Annotated in this window: 15 protein-coding genes; 7 read left to right on the top strand and 8 right to left on the bottom strand. The window is 72.5% G+C overall.

Going from position 1 to position 19970, the window contains the following annotated elements; genetic code table 11:
- Positions 1–2 precede the first annotated feature (2 nt).
- The 5 genes from ACI3ET_RS03690 to ACI3ET_RS03670 form a co-directional block, all read right to left on the bottom strand.
- On the bottom strand, positions 3–575 hold the full coding sequence (locus ACI3ET_RS03690; RefSeq protein ID WP_405031603.1) for an RNA polymerase sigma factor: 573 nt from the start codon (positions 573–575) through the stop codon (positions 3–5).
- A complete protein-coding gene (locus tag ACI3ET_RS03685) occupies positions 572–2287 on the bottom strand; it encodes a S8 family serine peptidase (RefSeq protein WP_405031602.1) in 1716 nt (571 codons plus the stop codon). The genes ACI3ET_RS03690 and ACI3ET_RS03685 overlap by 4 nt, the downstream gene beginning before the upstream one ends.
- 449 nt (positions 2288–2736) lie before the next feature.
- Entirely contained in the window at positions 2737–3177 is a 441-nt protein-coding gene (gene ndk, locus ACI3ET_RS03680; RefSeq protein WP_405031601.1) for a nucleoside-diphosphate kinase, read from the bottom strand.
- A 49-nt stretch (positions 3178–3226) separates the two neighbouring features.
- Positions 3227–4057, bottom strand: coding sequence for an undecaprenyl-diphosphate phosphatase (locus ACI3ET_RS03675; RefSeq protein WP_405031600.1), 831 nt, complete (start codon positions 4055–4057; stop codon positions 3227–3229).
- Between the two features lie 4 nt (positions 4058–4061).
- Positions 4062–4415 (bottom strand): DUF4233 domain-containing protein, encoded by a 354-nt coding sequence (locus tag ACI3ET_RS03670; protein WP_405031599.1) that lies wholly within the window; start codon positions 4413–4415, stop codon positions 4062–4064.
- A gap of 155 nt (positions 4416–4570) precedes the next feature.
- Here ACI3ET_RS03670 and ACI3ET_RS03665 point away from each other — a divergent pair, with 155 nt between their 5' ends.
- Together ACI3ET_RS03665 and ACI3ET_RS03660 are read left to right on the top strand one after the other, a co-directional pair.
- The gene (locus ACI3ET_RS03665) at positions 4571–5185 is read left to right on the top strand and encodes a DUF3105 domain-containing protein (protein WP_405031598.1); all 615 of its coding nucleotides are present in this window, start codon (positions 4571–4573) and stop codon (positions 5183–5185) included.
- Positions 5182–5994, top strand: coding sequence for a DUF305 domain-containing protein (locus tag ACI3ET_RS03660; RefSeq protein ID WP_405031597.1), 813 nt, complete (start codon positions 5182–5184; stop codon positions 5992–5994). The genes ACI3ET_RS03665 and ACI3ET_RS03660 overlap by 4 nt, the downstream gene beginning before the upstream one ends.
- Positions 5995–6079: 85 nt before the next feature.
- On the opposite strand, the gene ACI3ET_RS03655 is transcribed toward ACI3ET_RS03660, so the two are convergent.
- Together ACI3ET_RS03655 and ileS are read right to left on the bottom strand one after the other, a co-directional pair.
- Positions 6080–7528 (bottom strand): bifunctional folylpolyglutamate synthase/dihydrofolate synthase, encoded by a 1449-nt coding sequence (locus ACI3ET_RS03655; protein WP_405031596.1) that lies wholly within the window; start codon positions 7526–7528, stop codon positions 6080–6082.
- Positions 7525–10929, bottom strand: coding sequence for an isoleucine--tRNA ligase (gene ileS, locus ACI3ET_RS03650; RefSeq protein ID WP_405031595.1), 3405 nt, complete (start codon positions 10927–10929; stop codon positions 7525–7527). Before ileS ends, ACI3ET_RS03655 begins: the two co-directional genes overlap by 4 nt.
- A gap of 324 nt (positions 10930–11253) precedes the next feature.
- Between ileS and ACI3ET_RS03645 the strand changes: the two genes are divergently transcribed.
- Positions 11254–12624: an FAD-binding oxidoreductase gene (locus ACI3ET_RS03645; RefSeq protein ID WP_405031594.1), complete on the top strand. Its 1371-nt coding sequence runs from the start codon at positions 11254–11256 to the stop codon at positions 12622–12624.
- 120 nt (positions 12625–12744) lie between these two features.
- On the opposite strand, the gene ACI3ET_RS03640 is transcribed toward ACI3ET_RS03645, so the two are convergent.
- Positions 12745–14649, bottom strand: coding sequence for an alanine/glycine:cation symporter family protein (locus tag ACI3ET_RS03640; protein WP_405031593.1), 1905 nt, complete (start codon positions 14647–14649; stop codon positions 12745–12747).
- A gap of 199 nt (positions 14650–14848) precedes the next feature.
- Between ACI3ET_RS03640 and valS the strand changes: the two genes are divergently transcribed.
- Genes valS through ACI3ET_RS03620 form a run of 4 tightly spaced genes read left to right on the top strand, consistent with a single transcriptional unit; the run spans position 14849 to position 19899 of the window.
- Positions 14849–17563, top strand: coding sequence for a valine--tRNA ligase (valS, locus tag ACI3ET_RS03635; RefSeq protein WP_405031592.1), 2715 nt, complete (start codon positions 14849–14851; stop codon positions 17561–17563).
- A gap of 10 nt (positions 17564–17573) precedes the next feature.
- Complete coding sequence (locus ACI3ET_RS03630) at positions 17574–18362, top strand: DUF4129 domain-containing protein (RefSeq protein ID WP_405031591.1); 789 nt, start codon at positions 17574–17576, stop codon at positions 18360–18362.
- On the top strand, positions 18359–18889 hold the full coding sequence (locus ACI3ET_RS03625) for a hypothetical protein (protein ID WP_405031590.1): 531 nt from the start codon (positions 18359–18361) through the stop codon (positions 18887–18889). The genes ACI3ET_RS03630 and ACI3ET_RS03625 overlap by 4 nt, the downstream gene beginning before the upstream one ends.
- Positions 18889–19899, top strand: a complete 1011-nt coding sequence (locus ACI3ET_RS03620) for an AAA family ATPase (RefSeq protein ID WP_405031589.1) — start codon at positions 18889–18891, stop codon at positions 19897–19899. The genes ACI3ET_RS03625 and ACI3ET_RS03620 overlap by 1 nt, the downstream gene beginning before the upstream one ends.
- The last annotated feature ends 71 nt before the right edge of the window (positions 19900–19970 follow it).

The raw sequence follows: 19970 nt of genomic DNA, 5'->3' as shown, positions 1-19970 counted from the left end.
TCCTACCCCCATCGTGGGTCGTCGGTGAGTGCGGTGCGCAGCTTGGCCAGGCAGCGCCCCCGGGTCGGGCCGATGCTGCCGCGCGGCATCCCGAGGGCCGTCGCGACCTGGTCGTAGTCGGGGCGGTGCGTGAAGGCGACGATGCGCAGCAGCTGCCGGCACCGCTCGGGCAGCGCCACGACGTGGTCCCACAGCAGTCGCTGCTGCTCGGTGAGGATCGCCAGCACCTCGGGGCCGGCGTCGACGGTGCCTGGGTCGACCGTGCCGGTCTCGTCGTGGTCCTCGCGGGAGGCCGCCCGGCTGGCCTTCCACGCCTCGCGCTTGACCCCCACGACCAGCCAGCCGATGAGCGCCCGCGGCTCGCGGATCTCCTCAGCGTGGTCGACGAGTCTCATCCAGACGGTCTGCACCGCGTCCTCGGCAGCGGCGCTGCTGCAGCCGTTGGCGCGAGCGACGTGCCACAGGAGGGGGGTGAGGGCCTCGACGACCTCGCCGAGGGCCTCGTCACGCCCCTCGCGGTAGGCCGTGAAGGCGGCGGCGACGCGCGCGTCGCGGGCGGAGGTGTCGGGACTCATTCGGACCAGCCGAGCTCGGCGTCCAGCGCCCTCCAGGCCCGTCCGGCCATCGCGGCCGGGGACACGTCGACGGCCTCGTCGTCCTCGCGGTGCAGCCGGGCGGCCAGCGCCCCTGCGAGGGCGGGTGCCGCGAAGGAGGTGCCGCTCCACACCCCGAAACCCCCCCGCAGGTCGTCGGGGTCGACGCTCGAGCGGGGGTGGCCGTCGACGTCGAGCCCCAGGTCGGCACCGGCGGACGCCTGGAGACCCGTGGGCAGGGTGCTGACGACGTGCACACCCGGGCGGTGGCAGGTGATCCACGGGCCGGAGTTGGAGAACGCGGCCACGGTCCGCCCCGAGGGGTTGAGCGCGCCCACGGCGAGCAGCGGGAGCATGCCTCCCTGGGGCCGGTCGGGGCCGCTGCCCCACGCCGCGGGGTAGAGGGGCCGTCGGGTCGCGTCGTTGCCCGCGGCCGTCACCACGAGGACCCCTCGCTCGGCGAAGGCGGTGAGCAGGTCACGGACCGGGTGGTCGGTCAGCAGGGTCGTGTCCTGGTGGTAGAACCCGAGCGAGAGCGAGAGGAGGTCGACGGCGCAGGCCCCCGGGTCGAGTGCGGTCGACCCCGCGTCCTGGGCGAGGCAGTGGCCGACGAGCAGCGCCACCAGCGCGCGGTGCACGTCACCCTCCGCCGCGGACCCGGTGACGTCCAGGACGGGCAGCGCGAGCAGCCGGGCCCCCGGTGCGGTCTGGCGGACGACCCCGGCGACGAAGGTGCCGTGGCCGGACTGCGGGCCGAGGCGTCCGAGGAGGTCCGGGCCGACCCCGTCGTCCTCGGGGTCGGGACCCGGTGGCGTGGCCAGCTGCACGCCGGCGACCTCGCGGGCGACGACCACGTCGGGGTCACCGGTGAACCACGGGTGAGAGCCGAGACCGGTGTCCGGGACCACGACCACGGGCGGTCGGGGCGAGGCTGGCGCGGTCTGAGCGGGGTCCGGACCGGGCCGGTGGGCGGGGGTCCGGGCCCCGACGCGGGCGGTGGGTCCCTGCCCGCCGTGGCTCTCCCAGTAGCCGTGGCTCTCCCAGTAACCCTCGGTGCCGGGGGTGGGAGCAGGGACGGCGTGGCTCTCCCAGTAGCCCTCGGTGCCGGGGGTGGGAGCAGGGAGGGCGTGGCTCTCCCAGTAGCCCTCGGTGCCGGGGCTGGTCGGCGGCACCCTGTGGCTCTCCCAGTAGCCCTGCGGCTCGACCTTCAGCGGGGTCGGTCCGGTGCTGGTGCCGGTGGCCACGACCAGGTGCTCGAGGTCCACGCCGGGCTTCGCGCCGAGGGAGGCGCGGGCGGTCAGCAGGACGGTCCAGGCATCGACCGGTGCAGCCGGTCCGTCGCCTGCGGGGGAGACGATCAACCGCGTCTGGTAGACGAGGTCGAGGACCTCGCTCAGCTCCGGTGCCCGTTCGGTCAGCGCCCGCTCTGCCTCGACGTCGGTGGGGTCCACCTCCAGGCGCACCGCCAGCCCGGCCTTCTCCACGGCCTCGCGCAGCCGGTGCAGCGTCGCCGCCGCGCGTCCCCCCGGCAGGCCCGACACCAGGAGGGTGGAACGACGGTAGAGGGTGGGGGCCGCGACCAGACGGTCGCCGGCGGCCGGCTGCACGTCCGCAGCGGGGTCGAGAACCCTGGCGTCGTGCAGCCGCAGCGCCCAGGGGTGCACGCCGGGGACGGGTTGCTCGTCCTCGGTCATCTGCGTCACCACCTCTCGGGGCCCTGCCGGTGCCTGCGCACGCCAGCGTAGTGCTCGGACGTCCTGTGCTGCATGGGAGCGCGAGGACGCCGCGCAGATACGTCGCAGAGCGTGTCGCCCGGGATGTATCTGGGCGGCCCCTGCGCGCTCTCCTCCGTGTCACCCGTCAGGGCGACGCAGGGAGCCACCGACGGCTCCGGGCAGAGACCCACCGCCACAGGTGGTGGGAAGGGTGCCGACGCGACCCGGGCAGGGTCGGGCCGCGCGGGCGCCGGTGTCCCGGAGCGCACTCGTCCCACCGGACCAACAGGGACACCCGCCGCCTCAACGGCGTCGCAGGGTGGGACCGGGCGAGGACGAGCCGTCGGGGATGGGAGGAGGAAGAGCTTTTGTCCGGGGAGGCGCAGGGGCGCCTCCCCGGACGACGCACACCTCAGACGGTCACGTGCTCAGGGCGTCACGTCAGGGAACCAGATGGCGATCTCGCGCGCGGCCGACTCCGGCGAGTCGGAGCCGTGGACGATGTTCTGCTGCACCTTTTCGCCCCAGTCGCGACCCAGGTCGCCGCGGATGGTGCCGGCAGCGGCAGCGGTGGGGTCGGTGGCGCCCGCGAGCGAGCGGAAACCGGGGACGCAGCCGTGGCCCTCGACGACCACGGCGGTCACCGGGCCGGAGGACATGAACTCCAGGAGCGGCTGGTAGAAGGGCTTTCCCTCGTGCTCGGCGTAGTGGGCCGCCAGCTGCTCCCGGGTCGGGGTCAGCACGGACAGGGCGACCAGGGTGTAGCCCTTGGCCTCGATGCGGCGCAGCACCTCACCGGTCAGGCCGCGACGGTAGCCGTCGGGCTTGACGAGGACGAGGGAGCGCTCGGTCTGCGGGGTGTCGGTCACGGGCGCCAGCCTACTGGCGGCGGACGCCGGGCCTGGCGTCCCGCCACGGTCAGGCCTCCAGCACCCCGAACCCGAGGAGGCCGAAGAGCACCAGGGCGAGCACGATCCGGTAGACCATGAAGGGGGTGAAGGTGTGGGTGGTGATGTAGCGCATGAACCAGGCGATCACGGCATACCCGACGAGGAAGGCGATCCCGGTGGCCAGCCAGATCGGTCCCCATGCGGTGCCCGATCCGATCGCGTCGCCGGTGACCACCTTGGCGACCTGGAGCCCTCCGGAGGCGAGGACCGCGGGGATGGCGAGCAGGAAGGAGTAGCGGGCCGCGGCCTCGCGGGTGAAGCCCATGAACAGGCCGCCGGCGATCGTGCCGCCGCTGCGCGAGACCCCGGGCACCAGGGCCAGCGCCTGCCAGAAGCCGAACGCCAGGCCGTGGCGCCACGTCAGGTCGGTGAGCTGGCGGCGCTGGGCACCGACGCGCTCGGCGGCCAGGATGACGAACGAGAAGACGAGCAGCATGGTCGCGGTGATCCACAGGCTGCGGAACTGCGTCTCGATGCGGTCCTGCAGCAGCAGCCCGAGCACCGCGATCGGGATCGTGCCCAGGATGACCCACCAGCCGAGCAGCGCGTCCGGGTCGTTGCGCGGGAGCCGGCCCACCAGCGAGGCGGACCAGCGGCCCACGATGCGGACGATGTCGCGCCGGAAGTAGATGAGGACGGCGGCCTCGGTGCCCAGCTGGGTGATGGCGGTGAACGCCGCGCCGGGATCGTCCTGGCCGAGCAGTCGGCCGACGATCGAGACGTGCGCGCTGGAGGAGATCGGCAGGAACTCGGTGAGCCCCTGGACCAGGCCCAGGACGGCAGCGGTGAGGAAGTCCACGGCCTCAGCCCTCCCGCTCGGCGGTCAGGGCGTCCATCCGGCGGCCCTGGCTCAGGCACAGCCACCACAGCAGCCCGAAGATGACCGCGACGACCACCATGGCTGGCAGGACGAGGGCGGAGGCCAGGGTGAGCAGCTGGCACAGCCAGCCGAGGGCGACCCCGGCGCGACCGCGCAGCGCTCCGGCGGCGACGAGGCACAGGAGGGCGAGCGCACCGCCCACCCACAGGTATGCCGTGCTCCCCGGGTCGCCGCTGGTGGCGCCGAGGCGCCAGGCCACCAGGGTGCCGAGGAAGACGACCAGTGCCTGTGCGGTGAGCGTCGTGGCGCCCAGGCGCCGCGTCAGCTTCCCGGGCACGGGTGGTCGGGTCCGGCTCGGTCTCGGGGAGGTCACCGGTGGATTCTGACAGACCCGGCGTCGAGCGCCCTCCCAGCCGCACGGCATACCCTGGCCTCTGACGTCCCCTCCGGAGCCGCCGCGCTCCTCTTTGTCCAGAACCAGGAGCCAGCACCGTGCCCCGACCCGACCGCACCCCCGCCGGCGCAGACCGCGCCGCCAAGGTCGCCTCCATCCAGAAGGCCAACACGTCGAAGGAGCGCCGCCGCGGCGTGCTCATCTGGGGTGCTGCCGCGCTGGTCGTCGCGCTCGTCGTGGGTGCGGTCGCGTGGGCGATCGTGGCCGACCGGCTGCCGGTGCAGGCCTACGAGTACAAGGCCGCGGACCACACCAGCAGCCCGGTGGAGTACGAGGAGACGCCCCCCGTCGGCGGTCCCCACCACCCGGCCTGGTGGAACTGCGGCGTCTACGACGAGCCGGTGCCCTCCGAGCACGTCGTGCACTCCCTCGAGCACGGCGCGGTGTGGCTGAGCTACCGCCCGGACCTGCCTGCCGACCAGGTGAGCGTGCTCACCGAGCTCGGTGCGCAGGACTACATGGTGGTCTCCCCCAACCCCGACCAGGAGTCGGCTGTGGTGGCCACCGCCTGGGGCAACCAGATGACGCTCGAGACGGCCGAACGGGACAAGCTGACCCGGTTCGTGCAGCAGTTCAAGCAGGGTCCGCAGACGCCCGAGCCCGGCGCCGCGTGCACCGGCGGGACGACCGAGGACCTCGTGGAGGGCGCGTGAGCCAGACGGGCCCGACCGTCGACGGCGGGGTCGTGCCGGAGCGTGCCGAGGCCGAGGGGCCTTCAGGTGCGGCGAGCGCGGCCCGGACGGCGCGGCGCGAGCGCTGGCGGACGTTCGGCGCCCCCGCGCTCGCGGCCGTGACGATCGGCGCCCTGTGTCTCGGTGTGCTCCTGGGCTGGTTGACGTTCGCCGCGGGCGACCCGGGCGAGCGCAGCGTCGAGGCGGGCTTCGCGCGGGACATGAGCGAGCACCACGCCCAGGCCGTGGAGATGTCGCAGCTGGTCATGCAGCGCAGCGACGACGAGGCCGTGCGCCGGCTCGCGGTGGACATCGACAACAACCAGAACTTCGAGCGCGGACAGATGGCGGCGTGGCTGGGGAGCTGGGAGCTGCCGAGGGCCCGTGCGGGGGAGCGGATGACGTGGATGGAGGGCCACGACCAGGCGACGACGGAGCTGCCGGCCGGCGTCGCGATGCCCGGGATCGCTACGCCGTCCGAGATCCAGGCGCTCACGGACGCCTCCGGCCAGGAGGCCGAGGTGCTCTTCCTCCGGCTGATGATCACCCACCACATCGCGGGCGTGGAGATGGCGGAGGCGGCGCTGGCGGGGGCCCGCGACGAACAGGTCCTGGCTGCCGCCCAGCGGATGGTGGACGCGCAGTCGGGCGAGGTCGCCCTGATGACCGAGATGCTGGCCGAGCGCGGCGCCGAGCCCCGCGAGGACGTCACCTCCTGGCTCCGCGACGCGGGCGCCGCCGGCAGCACGGGGGGGACCGGGTCGACGCCGGACCACGGCGGGGACCACTGACCCGACGCACCCGTCGCGACCGCCGCACCTCGTCGCGACCGGCCCCGAGGGGTGCCGGTCCCTCGGGGACCGGCCGCACCGTGGGTCAGGTGGTGGTGACTCCCAGGAGCTGGCGCACCTCGGCCGCGGTGGTGACCGAGCCGGTGGCCAGGACCGCCGAGCCGACGCCGCCCTCGGCATCGGCCAGTCCGGCCGCGACGTCGAGGGCGTCGGGCAGGTCGTGGACGACCGTGACCCGCTCCTCGCCGAAGTACTCGGCGACGAGCTGACCCAGGCGCTCCGGACGGATCGCCCGGCGCGAGGTCGTGCGCGTGACGACGACGTGGTCGAGCACCGACTCGAGGTGCTGGATCATCGGCTCCACGTCCTTGTCCTCGAGGACGGCGAGCAGCCCGACCAGCCGGGTGAAGGTGAACGACTCCTCGATCGCCTCGACGAGGGCAGCGACGCCGGCCGGGTTGTGCGCGGCGTCGACGAGGACGGTGGGGCTGCGCCGGACGATCTCCAGGCGGCCGGGCGAGGTCACGCCCAGCAGCCCGCCCCTGATCACCTCGTCGGTCAGCGGCTGCTCCCCTCCCCCGACGAAGGCCTCGACCGCGGCGACCGCGATCGCGGCGTTGTGCACCTGGTGCGCGCCGAACAGGGGCAGGAACAGGTCGTTGTAGTCACCGGCGAGCCCGCGCACCGACATCTGCTGGCCGCCCACGCCCACGTCCCGGTCCAGCACGCCGAAGGCGACGCCCTCGGCCTTCATCGTCGCCCCGACCTCCTCGCAGCGCTCCGCCAGGATCTCCATCACCTCCGGCTCCTGCACGCCGACGACGGCGATGGAGCCGGCCTTGATGATCCCGGCCTTCTCCGTGGCGATCTCCTCCAGCGTCGAGCCGAGGAGCCGGGTGTGGTCGAGCGAGATCGGGGTGACGACCGACACGATGCCGTCGGAGACGGAGGTCGCGTCCCACACCCCGCCGAGCCCGACCTCGACGACCGCGACGTCCACGGGCGCGTCCGCGAAGGCGGCGAACGCCAGGCAGACGACGACCTCGAAGTAGCTCATCCGCACCTGCCGCTCCGGCTCCTCGTCGGCCATCGACTCGGCGTCCACCATCTCGACGAAGGGCAGGACGTCGTCGTAGGCGGCGAGGAAGCCCTCCACCGAGATCGGCTCGCCGTCGAGCGCCACCCGCTCTCGCATGTCGTGCAGGTGCGGGCTGGTGAACCGCCCCGTCCGCAGGCCCATCTCGCGCAGCAGCCGCTCGGCGATCCGCGTCGTCGACGTCTTTCCGTTGGTGCCGGTGAGATGGATCATCGGGAACGCCCGCTGCGGGTCACCCATGAGCTCCATCACCCGGGCGACCCGGTGCAGGGTCGGCTCGGGCATGTGCTCGGGAGCCCGCGCCAGGATCGCCTCGGTCACCTCGGCGTAGCGCGCGAGCGCCGCAGGGTCGGTCGGCTCCGCCCGACCCGGTCGGGTCGGGGTGGCGCTCCCGGCGCTCACCGGCAGCTCGTTGCCCTCGAAGAACTGGTCGGTCATCGTGCCTCCACCTTGGTGATGAGCAGCTCGACCGAGCGGCCCCCGTCGAGCGTCGCCGAACTCGTGTATGACGTGATCCGCGGCTGGGTGCCACCGTCGGGGTCGCTGCCGCCGCCAAGCCCGTGGCGGGGAGCCCTGGGCAGCGGCGTGCCGGCGCCGGCGGCGCCGAACTGGACGGCCAGGGTCTCGTCCATGACGAGCCTCTGGTGCTCCGTCGCGGCCCGCCACACGTCGTCGTCGCCGACGACCGTGAGGCTGATCCGGTCGGTGATCTCGAGCCCGGCCTCCTTGCGCGCACCCTGGACCGCGCGGACGAGGTCGCGGGCCAGGCCCTCACGGGCCAGGTCCTCGCTCACCTCGGTGTCGAGCACGACGAACCCGCCACCGTGCCCGCGCAGCATCGCGGTCGCCCGGGACGACCCGTCCGTCGACTCGGCCACGACGGTCTCGAGGGTGTACTCCCCCTCGACGAGCTCCAGCCCGCCGGAGGTCACGGTCCCGTCCTCGGCCACCGACCAGTTCGCGGACTTCGACCCCTTGATCGCAGTCTGCACGTCCTTGCCCAGGCGGGGACCCGCCGCCCGCGCGTTGACGCTCAACCGCTGCTCGACGCCGAAGTCCTGCGCCGACGCCTGCTCCAGGTCGATCACCACCACCTCTCGCACGTTGACCTCGTCACGCACGATGCCCGCCAGGTCCGACAGTCCCGCCGGGTGCGCGGTCGCCACGGTCAGCGAGGACAGCGGCAGCCGCACCCGCAGGTTCTTCTCCTTGCGCAGCCCGAGGGTCACCGAGCACACCTCGCGCACCGTGTCCATCGCCGCGACGAGCTCGTCGTCCTGCGGCAGGTCGTCCGCGTCCGGCCAGTCGGTGAGGTGCACGGACTCGCCCCCGGTGAGGCCACGCCATACCTCCTCGGTGACCAGCGGCAGGAGCGGCGCCGCCACGCGGCAGAGCACCTCGAGCACGGTGTAGAGCGTGTCCAGGGGCTCGGACGCCGACTCCGGCCCCTCGGAGCCGGCAGCCCAGAACCGGTCACGGGAACCGCGGATGTACCAGTTGGTCAGGACGTCGACGAACGTCCGCACGCTGTCGCAGGCCCCGGCGATGTCGAACCTGTCCTGGGCCCCCTGCACCTCGCTCACGAGGTCACGCGTCTTCGCCAGGATGTAGCGGTCCAGCTCGTGCGTCGACGCCGTCGACCAGCGCGCCTCGTGTCCGGCGGCGTTGGCGTAGAGACCGAAGAAGTACCACGCGCTCCACAGCGGGATCAGCACCTGACGGACGCCGTCGCGGATCCCCTGCTCGGTGACCACGAGGTTGCCGCCGCGCAGGATCGGCGAGGACATGAGGAACCAGCGCATGGCGTCCGCGCCGTCCCGGTCGAAGACGTCACGGACGTCGGGGTAGTTCTTCAGCGACTTGGACATCTTCAGCCCGTCGTTGCCGAGCACGATGCCGTGGCTGATGCAGGTGCTGAACGCCGGACGGTCGAAGAGGGCCGCGGCGAGGACGTGCATCGTGTAGAACCAGCCGCGCGTCTGCCCGATGTACTCGACGATGAAGTCGGCCGGGTAGTGCTCCTCGAACCACTGCTGGTTCTCGAAGGGGAAGTGCCACTGGGCGAACGGCATCGAGCCGGAGTCGAACCACACGTCCAGCACGTCCTCGACCCGGCGCATCGTGCTCCGCCCGGTCGGGTCGTCGGGGTTGGGTCGTGTCAGCTCGTCGACGAACGGCCGGTGCAGGTCGACCTGCCCGTCCCGGTCGAGAGGGAGCCGCCCGAAGTCGCGCTCGATCTCCGCCAGCGACCCGTAGACGTCCACGCGAGGGTGGGCGGGGTCGTCGGAGCGCCACACCGGGATCGGGCTGCCCCAGAACCGGTTGCGCGAGATCGACCAGTCGCGCGCGTTCTGCAGCCACTTGCCGAACTGCCCGTGCTTCACGTGGTCCGGCACCCAGGTGACGTCCTCGTTGGTGCGCAGCATCGTCTCCTTGACCTTCGTCACCTCGACGAACCAGGACGACACGCCCTTGTAGATCAGCGGTTCGCGGCACCGCCAGCAGTGCGGGTAGGAGTGGTCGTAGGCCTCGCGGCGGAGCAGCACCGTGCCCTCGGTGACAGCACCCTGGTCGTGCGGCTGGGCGTCCGGCGCCTGGTTGCGGGTCGCGGCCTTCAGGTGGTCGATGATCGGCGCGTTGGCGTCGAAGACGAGCATCCCGGCGTACTCCTCCACCGGCGAGGTGAACTGCCCGTCCGCCCCGACCGGCATGACCGCCACGATGCCCTCGCGGTCGGTCACCACCTTGTCGTCCTCACCGAAGGCGCCGGCGGTGTGCACGAGCCCGGAGCCGTCGGTGGTGGTGACGAACTCGGCCACGACGAGCCGGTGCGCGCGCTCCCACCCCTGGTAGTAGGAGAACGGCGGCAGGTAGGACCGGCCGGCCAGCTCGGCACCGGTCAGGCGCGCGACGACCGTCGGGTCCTCCCCCAGCTCCTGCTGGTATGCCGTGAGCCTCGCCTCGGCGAGGACGTAGCGCTCGGTGCGGCCGGTGTAGTCCGACTCGACGACGACGTAGTCGATCTCCTCGCCGACCATGATCGCCAGGTTGGACGGCAGCGTCCACGGGGTGGTGGTCCAGACCAGGGCGAGCGCCCCGGCGAGCACGTCGTCGCCCGCCGCAGACGCTCCATACCCCTGCGTGCCCTCCTGGGGCAGGATCCGCAGGCCGACGGTCACGGCCGGGTCCCGCCGCACCTGGTAGACCTCGTCGTCCATCCGCAGCTCGTGGTTGGACAGCGGCGTCTCGTCGTTCCAGCAGTAGGGCAGCACACGGAAGCCCTCGTAGGCCAGGCCCTTGTCGTAGAGCTGCTTGAAGGCCCACAGCACCGACTCCATGTAGCCGACGTCGAGCGTCTTGTAGTCCCCCGCGAAGTCCACCCAGCGCGCCTGGCGGGTGACGTAGTCCTGCCACTCGTGGGTGTAGCGCAGCACCGACTCGCGGCAGGCCTGGTTGAACTTCTCGATCCCCAGGTCGAGGATCTCGTCCTTGGTCTTGATGCCGAGCTGGCTCATCGCCTCGAGCTCGGCCGGCAGTCCGTGGGTGTCCCACCCGAAGCGCCGCTCGACCCGCCGTCCGCGCATCGTCTGGTAGCGCGGCACCACGTCCTTGACGTAGCCGGTGAGCAGGTGGCCGTAGTGCGGCAGACCGTTGGCGAAGGGCGGCCCGTCGTTGAAGACGAACTCGTTGGACCCGTTCTCGCCGGCCTCACGCCGCTCGACGCTCTTGACGAAGGTGTCGTGCTCGGCCCAGTAGGCCAGCACCGCCTTCTCGATCTCCGGGAAGACCGGGGACGGGGTGAGTCCGGAGGTGCCGGTCGGCTGCTGCGGGTAGGCCATGGCGGTGGCTCCTGTGGTGCGGTGTGGGCTCGTGGTCTGCTGCGCTGCTCCCACGAGGACGACACTGCCCGGGGAGAACGCCCGGGCGGCACCGCGGTACCACCTCGCTTGCGCGCCCCGCGCGGGGGCGCACCACTTCACGGAACGGCTGTGACGGGCCTGCCCGTCCGGGTCTAGTGGGCTCCCGACCGGGATGTCGGGGCGCTTCTTCCGGAAAGCTCGCCGCTGATGACGGCTCGGACGCTGTGCCGTCCATCGTAACCGCTCCGCGCACCTGTCACGCCGTGCGTCCTGTCCACAGGCTGTCCCTCGTAGGCTCGCGGCATGGCCTCCCCCACCGCGGACCTGCACCGGCTGCTCGGAGACCGGGTGGTCACCGACCCGGACGTGGCGACCGGCTTCGCCTCCGACGCCTACCCCCAGGCGCAGCCCCTGTCGGGCACCGAGTTCACCGTCGTGCGCGCGCGCAGCCGCGAGGACGTCGTCACCACGCTGCGGTACGCCGCGGAGCACCGGGTCCCGGTCGTGCCCCAGGGCGGACGGACCGCCACCACCGGCGCGGCCGGCGCGCTGCCCGGTGGCATCGTCCTGTCGACCGCGGCGATGACCACTGTCGAGATCCTCTCCCAGGAGCGGATCGCCGTCGTGGGACCCGGCGTCATCAACGCGGATCTCAGGGCGGCGGCCGCCGAGCGCGGGCTTGCCTACCCGCCCGACCCGGCGAGCAGCGCGATGTGCTCGATCGGCGGCAACGTCGCGACCAACGCCGGTGGGCTGTGCTGCGTCAAGTACGGCGTCACGGCCGACTACGTCCGCGGGCTGGAGGTGGTGCTGCCCGGCGGTGAGGTCGTGCGGACCGGACGGCGGACCGCCAAGGGGGTGGCCGGCTACGACCTCACGGGGTTGTTCGTGGGCTCGGAGGGCACCCTGGGCGTCGTGACGGAGGCGGTCCTGCGGCTCCTTCCGCTCGGCGACCCGGCGCTGACCGTGCTCGCCGTCTTCCCCACCCTCGCCGCGACGCTCGCCGGCGTGGACGCTCTCCGCGGCGCACGGCATACCCCGTCCCTGCTCGAGCTCCTCGACGGACCGAGCGTCGACGCGGTCCAGGCCTACGGCGACTACGGCTTCCCGCTCGGCAGCGGTGGTGTGCTCCTGGTGCAGTCGGACCGCGCCGGGCACACGCTGGAGGACGTCGAGGAGTATGCCGTGGCGATGCGCGCCGCGGGCGCGTCCGAGGTGGCGGTGGCCGAGGACCGAGCAGAGGCGGACCTGCTGCTGGCGGGCCGACGGGCGCTGAACCCGGCGCTGCATGCCAAGGGGCACCGCTTCATCGAGGACGTCTGCGTCCCGGTGACCCGGCTGGGCGAGCTGGTGCGGCGGGTGCACGTCATCGCCGACGCCCGTGGCCTGGACGCGACCTGCGGCGGGCACGCCGGCGACGGCAACCTGCACCCGTGCTTCTTCTACGACCCGGACGACCCGGCCAGCCGGGCGGCGGCCGAGGCTGCCTTCGACGACGTGGTGCGCGCCGCCTGGGAGCTGGGCGGCACCCTGACCGGCGAGCACGGGGTGGGCGTGCAGAAGCGGCCGTGGCTCGCCGAGGAGCTGGGCGTCGCCGAGGTCGCGCGGCAGCGGGCGGTCAAGACGCTCTTCGACCCGCTGGGGATCATGAACCCGGGTCGCGGCATCGCCTGAACGCAGACCGACGACCGGTCGCCACGGCACCCTCCGGACCCGCAGGGCATCCCCCGGCACGCCACGAGGGCGACGCCCCTCGTGGGTGCGTCGCCCTCGTGCCGTGCTGGCCGGGCCGTGTCAGGTGCGCGGCCGGTGGTCCGGGTCGTCCGGGTCCTCGACGTCGCCGTCGGCCTCGTGCCGGCCGCGCTCCTGGTGGTGCGGCAGGTCCTCCGGCACGGTGGTGCCACCGCGGCCGAAGCCGTCGTCGTCGGGGTCCAGCGCCTCCTCGTGACGACCGTGGTGGCGAAGGTGCGGCGGCGGGTACGGGTCGGTGGCGCTGCCCAGACCGAAGCCGTCGTCGTCGGGGTCGGTGTCGGGGTGGGCACGCAGGTGACCGTCACCCTCTGTGGCGACCTGCACCCCGGTGCTGGCACGCAGGTCGTCGACGCCCACGCCGGCCGCGACCCGGTTGCGACCGGACGCGTCCAGGATCTGGTTCTCACCGGCGAGCTCGGAGATCGGCCGGGTCTTCTCCGCGTCCGGCAGACCGAGCTCGGCGAGGAGACCGCTCTTGCGGTCGGCGAGGTACTCGTTCATCTCGCGCTTGATGACCGGCAGCAGCATGTAGACACCGAGCAGGTTGACGAACGCGCAGACGAAGAGGAAGTTGTCGGCGAAGGCCAGCACCTGGCCGAAGGTCAGCAGGGTGCCGCTGACGGTGAACAGCAGGAAGACGACGCGGTAGATGGTCGTCGACGCGTGGCTGTCGCCGAACAGGTGGTTCCACGCCTTCTGGCCGTAGTAGGACCACGTGATCAGCGTCGAGATGGCGAAGAGGGCCACTGCGACGGCCAGCACCGCCGGGAACCAGCTGATCTGCTCCCCGAAGGCGCTCGAGGTGACCTCGACGCCGGACAACCCGTAGTCGGAGTCGTAGCGGTCGCTGTCCTCGAAGGTGAAGTCACGCGCGTCGTTGTAGAAGGTGGTGTCGGCGATGACGATGGTCAGCGCCGTCATGGTGCAGATGACCACGGTGTCGATGAAGGGCTCGAACATCGCCACGAAGCCCTCGGAGACGGGGCGGCGGGTCATGACGGTCGAGTGGGCGATGGGGGCCGAGCCCAGGCCGGCCTCGTTGGAGAAGGCCGCGCGGGTCAGGCCCACGACCAGGGCGCCCACGAAGCCGCCCGTCACGCCCTCGGCGGTGAAGGCTCCGGAGATGATCTCGCCGATGGCAGGGATGACGTTCGGGATGTTGGTGAGGATGACGATGAGGCAGGCGAGGACGTAGACGCCGCCCATGAGCGGGACCAGGGTGGAGGTGACGCGACCGATGGACTTGATGCCGCCGAGGATGACGGCTCCGATGATGGCCGCCAGGATGATGCCGAAGACCAGGGAGCCGGTCGTCGAGGACAGCCAGCCGGTGCCGTCGGGGTCGAGGACCGTGACGGCCTGGGAGTAGGTCTGGTTGGCCTGGAACATGTTGCCGCCGCCGACGCCGAAGAAGAGGATGGCGACCGCGAAGAGCCCGGTCAGACCGACGGAGATCCACTTGGGGTACCTGCTGAACGCGACGGGGAGGTACTTGAACGGTCCGCCGGAGACGGTGCCGTCCGGGCGGATCTCGCGGTACTTCACCCCGAGCGTGCACTCGGCGAACTTGGTCGCCATGCCGAAGAGGCCGGCCAGGATCATCCAGAAGGTCGCGCCCGGACCACCGAGGGTGACGGCCGCGCCCACACCGGCGATGTTGCCCAGGCCGACGGTGCCGGACACGGCGGAGGTCAGCGCCTGGTAGTGCGGGATCTCACCGGGGTCGTCGGCCGAGGAGTAGCGGCCGCGGAGCGTCTCCCACGCGGTCTTCAGACCGCGGAACTGGATGAAGCCCAGGTAGACGGTGATGATGATGGCTGCCGCGACGAGCCACATCACCACGAAGGGCATCTGGGGGATGCCGGGGAGGGTGAAGAAGATGATCTCCCCGGACCAGTAGGTGACGCTGGTGAAGGCGCTGTCGACCGAGGACTCGAGATCGGTCACCCATTGTGGGTCCTCCACGACGGTCATGGGCATGGGTCTGGTGGGAAACATGGGTCACACGGTTCCCGGCGGAGCCGGACGAGGTCAACACCCCGACCCGATCGAGACCAAAACGTGACCTCGATCACGGAACACGGCATACCCCCCCGGGTGTGGGCCCGCACGGCGGCCCCCGGAGCACCCCCGCTGGTCTGGGACAATGGCGTCCATGACCTCACCTGCGCGCCTCGCTGCCCCGCGCCCGGCCACGCTGCCGGAGCGCCCGTCCGTCGACGGGCTCGAGGACAGGTGGGTGCAGGTATGGCGGGAGCGCGGCGCCAACGCCTTCGACCGGGACGCCGCACTGGCGGCCGACCGCAGCCAGATCTTCGCCGTCGACACCCCTCCCCCGACCGCGTCCGGCAGCCTCCACATCGGGCACGTCTTCGGCTACACCCAGGCCGACTGTCTCGCGCGCTACCACCGGATGACGGGCAAGCACGTCTTCTACCCGATCGGCTGGGACGACAACGGCCTGCCCACCGAGCGCCGGGTCCAGAACTACTACGGGGTGCGCGGCGACGCCACCCTGCCCTACGACCCGGGCTTCACGCCGCCGCAGCAGGGCGGGGACGGCAGGAGCACGAAGGCGTCCGACCAGGTGCCCGTCGGACGAGCCAACTTCATCGGGCTCTGCGAGGAGCTGACGGTGATCGACGAGAAGGCGTTCGAGGACACCTTCCGCCGCCTGGGCCTGTCGCTGGACTGGACCGTGCAGTACCGCACCATCGACGACCGCTCCCGCACGGTGGCCCAGCAGGCGTTCCTGCGCAACCTGGCCCGCGGCGAGGCCTACTCCGCCGAGGCGCCCGGCCTGTGGGACGTCACCTTCCAGACCGCGGTCGCCCAGGCCGAGCTCGAGGCCCGCGACTACCCCGGCGCCTACCACCGGGTGGCCTTCCACGCGCCGGGCGGCGGAGCCGTCCACATCGAGACCACCCGGCCCGAGCTCATCCCGTCGGTCGTGGCGCTGATCGCCCACCCCGACGACGAGCGTTACCAGCACCTGTTCGGGACGACGGTCACCTCGCCGCTCTTCGGCGTGGAGGTGCCGGTGGTCGCGCACGCCGCCACCGAGATGGACAAGGGCGCCGGCATCGCCATGTGCTGCACCTTCGGCGACATGACCGACGTGCAGTGGTGGCGCGAGCTGTCGCTGCCGACCCGCTCCGTCATCACCCGCTCAGGGCGACTGCAGACCGAGGTGCCCGACTGGGTCGCGGGCGGCCCGGGCGAGGTGCTGTATGCCGAGGCGCTGGCCGGGAGGACCACGTTCGGCGCACGCGAGGCCGTGGTCGCGGCGCTGCGGGACAGCGGTGACCTCGACGGCGAGCCGCAGAAGACCCAGCGCAAGGCCAACTTCTACGAGAAGGGCGACAAGCCGCTGGAGATCGTCACCTCGCGCCAGTGGTTCATCCGCAACGGCGGCAAGGACGAGGAGCTCCGGGCCGCGCTCCTCGCCCGCGGAGAGGACCTCGGCTTCCACCCCGACTTCATGCGCAGCCGCTACCGCAACTGGGTCGGCGGCCTCAACGGCGACTGGTTGATCAGCCGGCAGCGCTTCTTCGGCGTCCAGATCCCGGTCTGGTACGCCGTGGACGCGGACGGCGACGTCGACCACGACACCGTCGTCGTGCCGTCCGAGGACCGGCTCCCGGTCGACCCGATGTCCGACGTCCCGGAGGGCTTCACCGCCGACCAGCGCGACCAGCCGGGAGGCTTCACCGGCGACCCCGACATCATGGACACGTGGGCCACCAGCTCGCTCACGCCCCAGATCGCCGCCGGCTGGCCGACGCTGGGCGGGCAGGGCGAGGGGTCCGACCCGGAGCTGTTCGCCAAGATCTTCCCCTTCGACATGCGGCCGCAGGGTCACGACATCATCCGCACCTGGCTGTTCGCCAGCGTGGTCCGGGCGCACTACGAGCACGACTCGCTGCCGTGGACGGACGCCTACATCAACGGCTGGATCCTGGACCCGGACCGCAAGAAGATGAGCAAGTCCAAGGGCAACGCGACCACGCCGCTGGGCCTGCTGGAGGAGCACGGCACGGACGCGGTCCGCTACTGGGCCGCGGCTGCCCGCCCGGGTGTCGACACCATCGACGACCCGGGCCAGGTCAAGGTCGGCCGCCGCCTGGCGATCAAGCTGCTCAACGCGAGCAGGTTCGCACTGGGCTTCGGCGAGCTGCCCACCGGACCGGACGGCCTGCCCGTGGACGCGGCGAGCCTGGTGACCGAGCCGGTCGACCGCTCGATGCTGGCCGGCCTCGCGGCGGTCGTGGAGCGGGCCACCGCCTCCTACGAGAACTTCGACTACTCCACGGCCCTCGACGCCACCGAGTCGTTCTTCTGGACCTTCTGCGACGACTACCTCGAGCTGGTCAAGGAGCGGGCCTACGGCTCGGACACCGCCGGTCCTGACGGCGCCATCACCGGCGCCACGGCCTCGGCACGGGCCGCGCTCCAGCTCGCCCTGTCGGTGCAGCTGCGCCTGCTGGCCCCCGTCCTCTCCTTCGCGACGGAGGAGGTCTGGTCGTGGTGGCACGAGGAGGGGTCCTCGGTCCACACCCAGCCGTGGCCCACCGTCGAGGAGCTCACGGTCGCGACCGTGGACGCCGACCCCGCCCTCCTGGCGACCGTGGGCCAGGCGCTCGCCGGCCTGCGTCGAGCCAAGTCGGAGGCCAAGGTCAAGATGCGCACCGAGATCTCGGCCGCAACGGTGGCCGGACCGGTCGGCGTGGTCGAGCAGGTCCGCGCCGCGCTCGGCGACCTCCGGGCGGCGGGCAAGGTCACCGGCCAGGTCGAGCTCGCGCGGGCCGATGAGCTCGTCGTGCGCGACGTCGTGCTGGTGACGGAGCACCCCGGCGCCTAGGCTGACGCCCATGCGCAGCGGCACCGGGTCGACGGTCGTCACGGCGGTCGCCGCCGCGGCCGTCCTGATGGTCCTGCTGGTCTGGAGCGCAGGCAACGGCACCCCGCTGGTCAGCGCCCCCGACGTGACGTGGGGAGCGAGTTCGCCGGAGCTGAGCGCGGCGACGGCCGAGCCGCAGGACCTACCGACCGTGGAGCCCCCGGTCGAGGCCGAGGAGCCCACCGAGCTGACCAACCGGACGATCGACGTCGCCGCCCTGCTCTACGGCGCGGCCCTGCTCGCGGTGGTGCTGCTCGTGCTGAGGTGGCTCCTCACGCGTCGTCTGGAGGACCGCCACCTGCGAGACGACCGCGACGAGGAGGAGCTCCTCGACCTGCTCGAGGCCACCAGCGACGAGGTGCGCTACCGGGCACTGACCCAGGGTGACCCGCGCAACGCGGTCGTGGCCTGCTGGGTGGTGCTGGAGGAGGCCGTCGCCCGCTCCGGGCTGCGCCAGGACCGGGCCGAGACGGCGACCGAGCTCGCCCGGCGGGTGCTGGGTCGCTGGGACGTCGAGCCGGGCGCCGTCGACACCCTGGCACAGGCCTACCGCGAGGCCCGCTTCTCGCGGCACCCGGTCACCGAGGGGCAGCGCGCCGAGGCGGTGGCCGCCCTCGAGCGCATCCATGCCGACCTGCGTCGCCGGGTGAAGGCCGAGGAGGACGAGCGGGCCGCCGAGCGGGCCCGCGCCGCGGAGGCCGGCGACGCTGCGGAGGCCGGCGAGAGGGCGCCCGCCCCGCGGGCCGAGCCGGTGCCGTGAGGACCGCCCGGCGCGGCCGCATACCCGCTGAGGTCCGCACCCTCGTCCTGCCCGTGGCGGGGTGGGTGGTGGCGCTGGGGGTCGTCCTCTTCGTCGTCGGCTCGCTGCGCTACTCGATGGCGGAGGCTCTGCTCGTGGTGCTCCTCGCCGCCGTGGTGCTGGCGCTGGTCCCGTGGAGCGTCACCCGCACGGCGCGGCGATCCGAGCGCGCCTACTGGGTGTCCACGCCGCGACAGGAGTCGGTCCCGCCCGCCGCGCTGGACTACCGCCTCGTGCGGATCCGGCGCGACCTGCGCGACGCGGTCGAGCGGGACGACCGCCCCGACGAGATCTACCCGCTGCTGCGCGAGCTCACGACCGAGCGGCTGCGCTCCCGCCACGACCTGGACCTGGACTCCGAGCCGGAGCGGGTCCGGGCCCTCGTCGACCCGCAGCTGTGGCGATACCTGACCACCCCGCCCACCGACACCCGCAGGCGCAGCCGCGCCGCCGTGCACACCGCCCTCGAAGGGATCGAGAAGCTCTGATGACCGCGCCCACCCCACCGACCCAGACCCTGACCGTCGCCGAGGTCTCCGCACGCACGGGTGCGGTCCTCGACCGGGTCGAGCAGGCCGTGGTCGGCAAGCGCGAGGCGCTGACGCTCGTGCTCACCGCCCTGCTGGCCCGCGGCCACGTGCTGCTGGAGGACTTCCCGGGACTGGGCAAGACGCTGGCGGCCCGCTCCTTCGCCCAGACCCTGGGCCTGGACTTCACCCGGGCGCAGTTCACCCCCGACCTGCTCCCCTCGGACCTGACCGGGTCCTTCGTCTTCGACCAGCGGGAGTCGGAGTTCGTGTTCCGCCCTGGGCCGCTGTTCACGGGCCTGCTGCTGGCCGACGAGATCAACCGGACGCCGCCCAAGACCCAGTCCGCGCTGCTGGAGGCGATGCAGGAGCACCAGGTCACCGTCGAGGGGCAGACCTTCGCCCTCCCGCAGCCCTTCCACGTGCTCGCGACCGCCAACCCGGTGGAGTACGAGGGCACCTACCCTCTGCCCGAGGCCCAGCTCGACCGCTTCCTGATGCGCGTGTCCTTCGGCTACCCGAGCCCGGAGGAGGAGTGGGACGTGCTGCGGCGCAGGCTGGTCCGGCAGCACGAGGACCAGCACCTGGCCGCGGTCACCGACGCCGACGGGCTGTCCGCCATGCAGGACGCCATCGAGCGGGTGCCGGTCGAGGACGACATCAGCCGCTACTGCGTCGAGCTGGCGTCCGCGACCCGGCGGCACCGGTCCGTGCAGGTCGGGGCCTCCCCGCGGGGCTCGCTCGGCCTCATGCTCACCAGCCGGGCGTATGCCGTGGTGCAGGCCCGCGACTACGTCACCCCCGAGGACGTCAAGGCCGTCGCCCACGCCGTCCTCGACCACCGGATCTCCATCAAGCCCGAGCTGTGGATGTCGGACACCGGGGGGGCCGCGGTCGTCGACGCGGTGCTGGGCCAGGTGCCGGTGCCCGGCTCGCGCACCGGGGCGTCCACGGTCGCGGACCAGCCCTGAGCGTGGGACCACTCCCAGGCAGAAAGCGTTCTTCCCGGTGGATGCATCCGCCGGGAAGCACGATGTCTGCC

It is taken from the genome of Ornithinimicrobium jinqii (assembly GCF_045032595.1).
Taxonomy (GTDB): Bacteria; Actinomycetota; Actinomycetes; order Actinomycetales; family Dermatophilaceae; genus Ornithinicoccus.
Note: the sequence above shows the minus strand (reverse complement) of the source record. Positions and strands in the feature narration are given on the sequence as shown.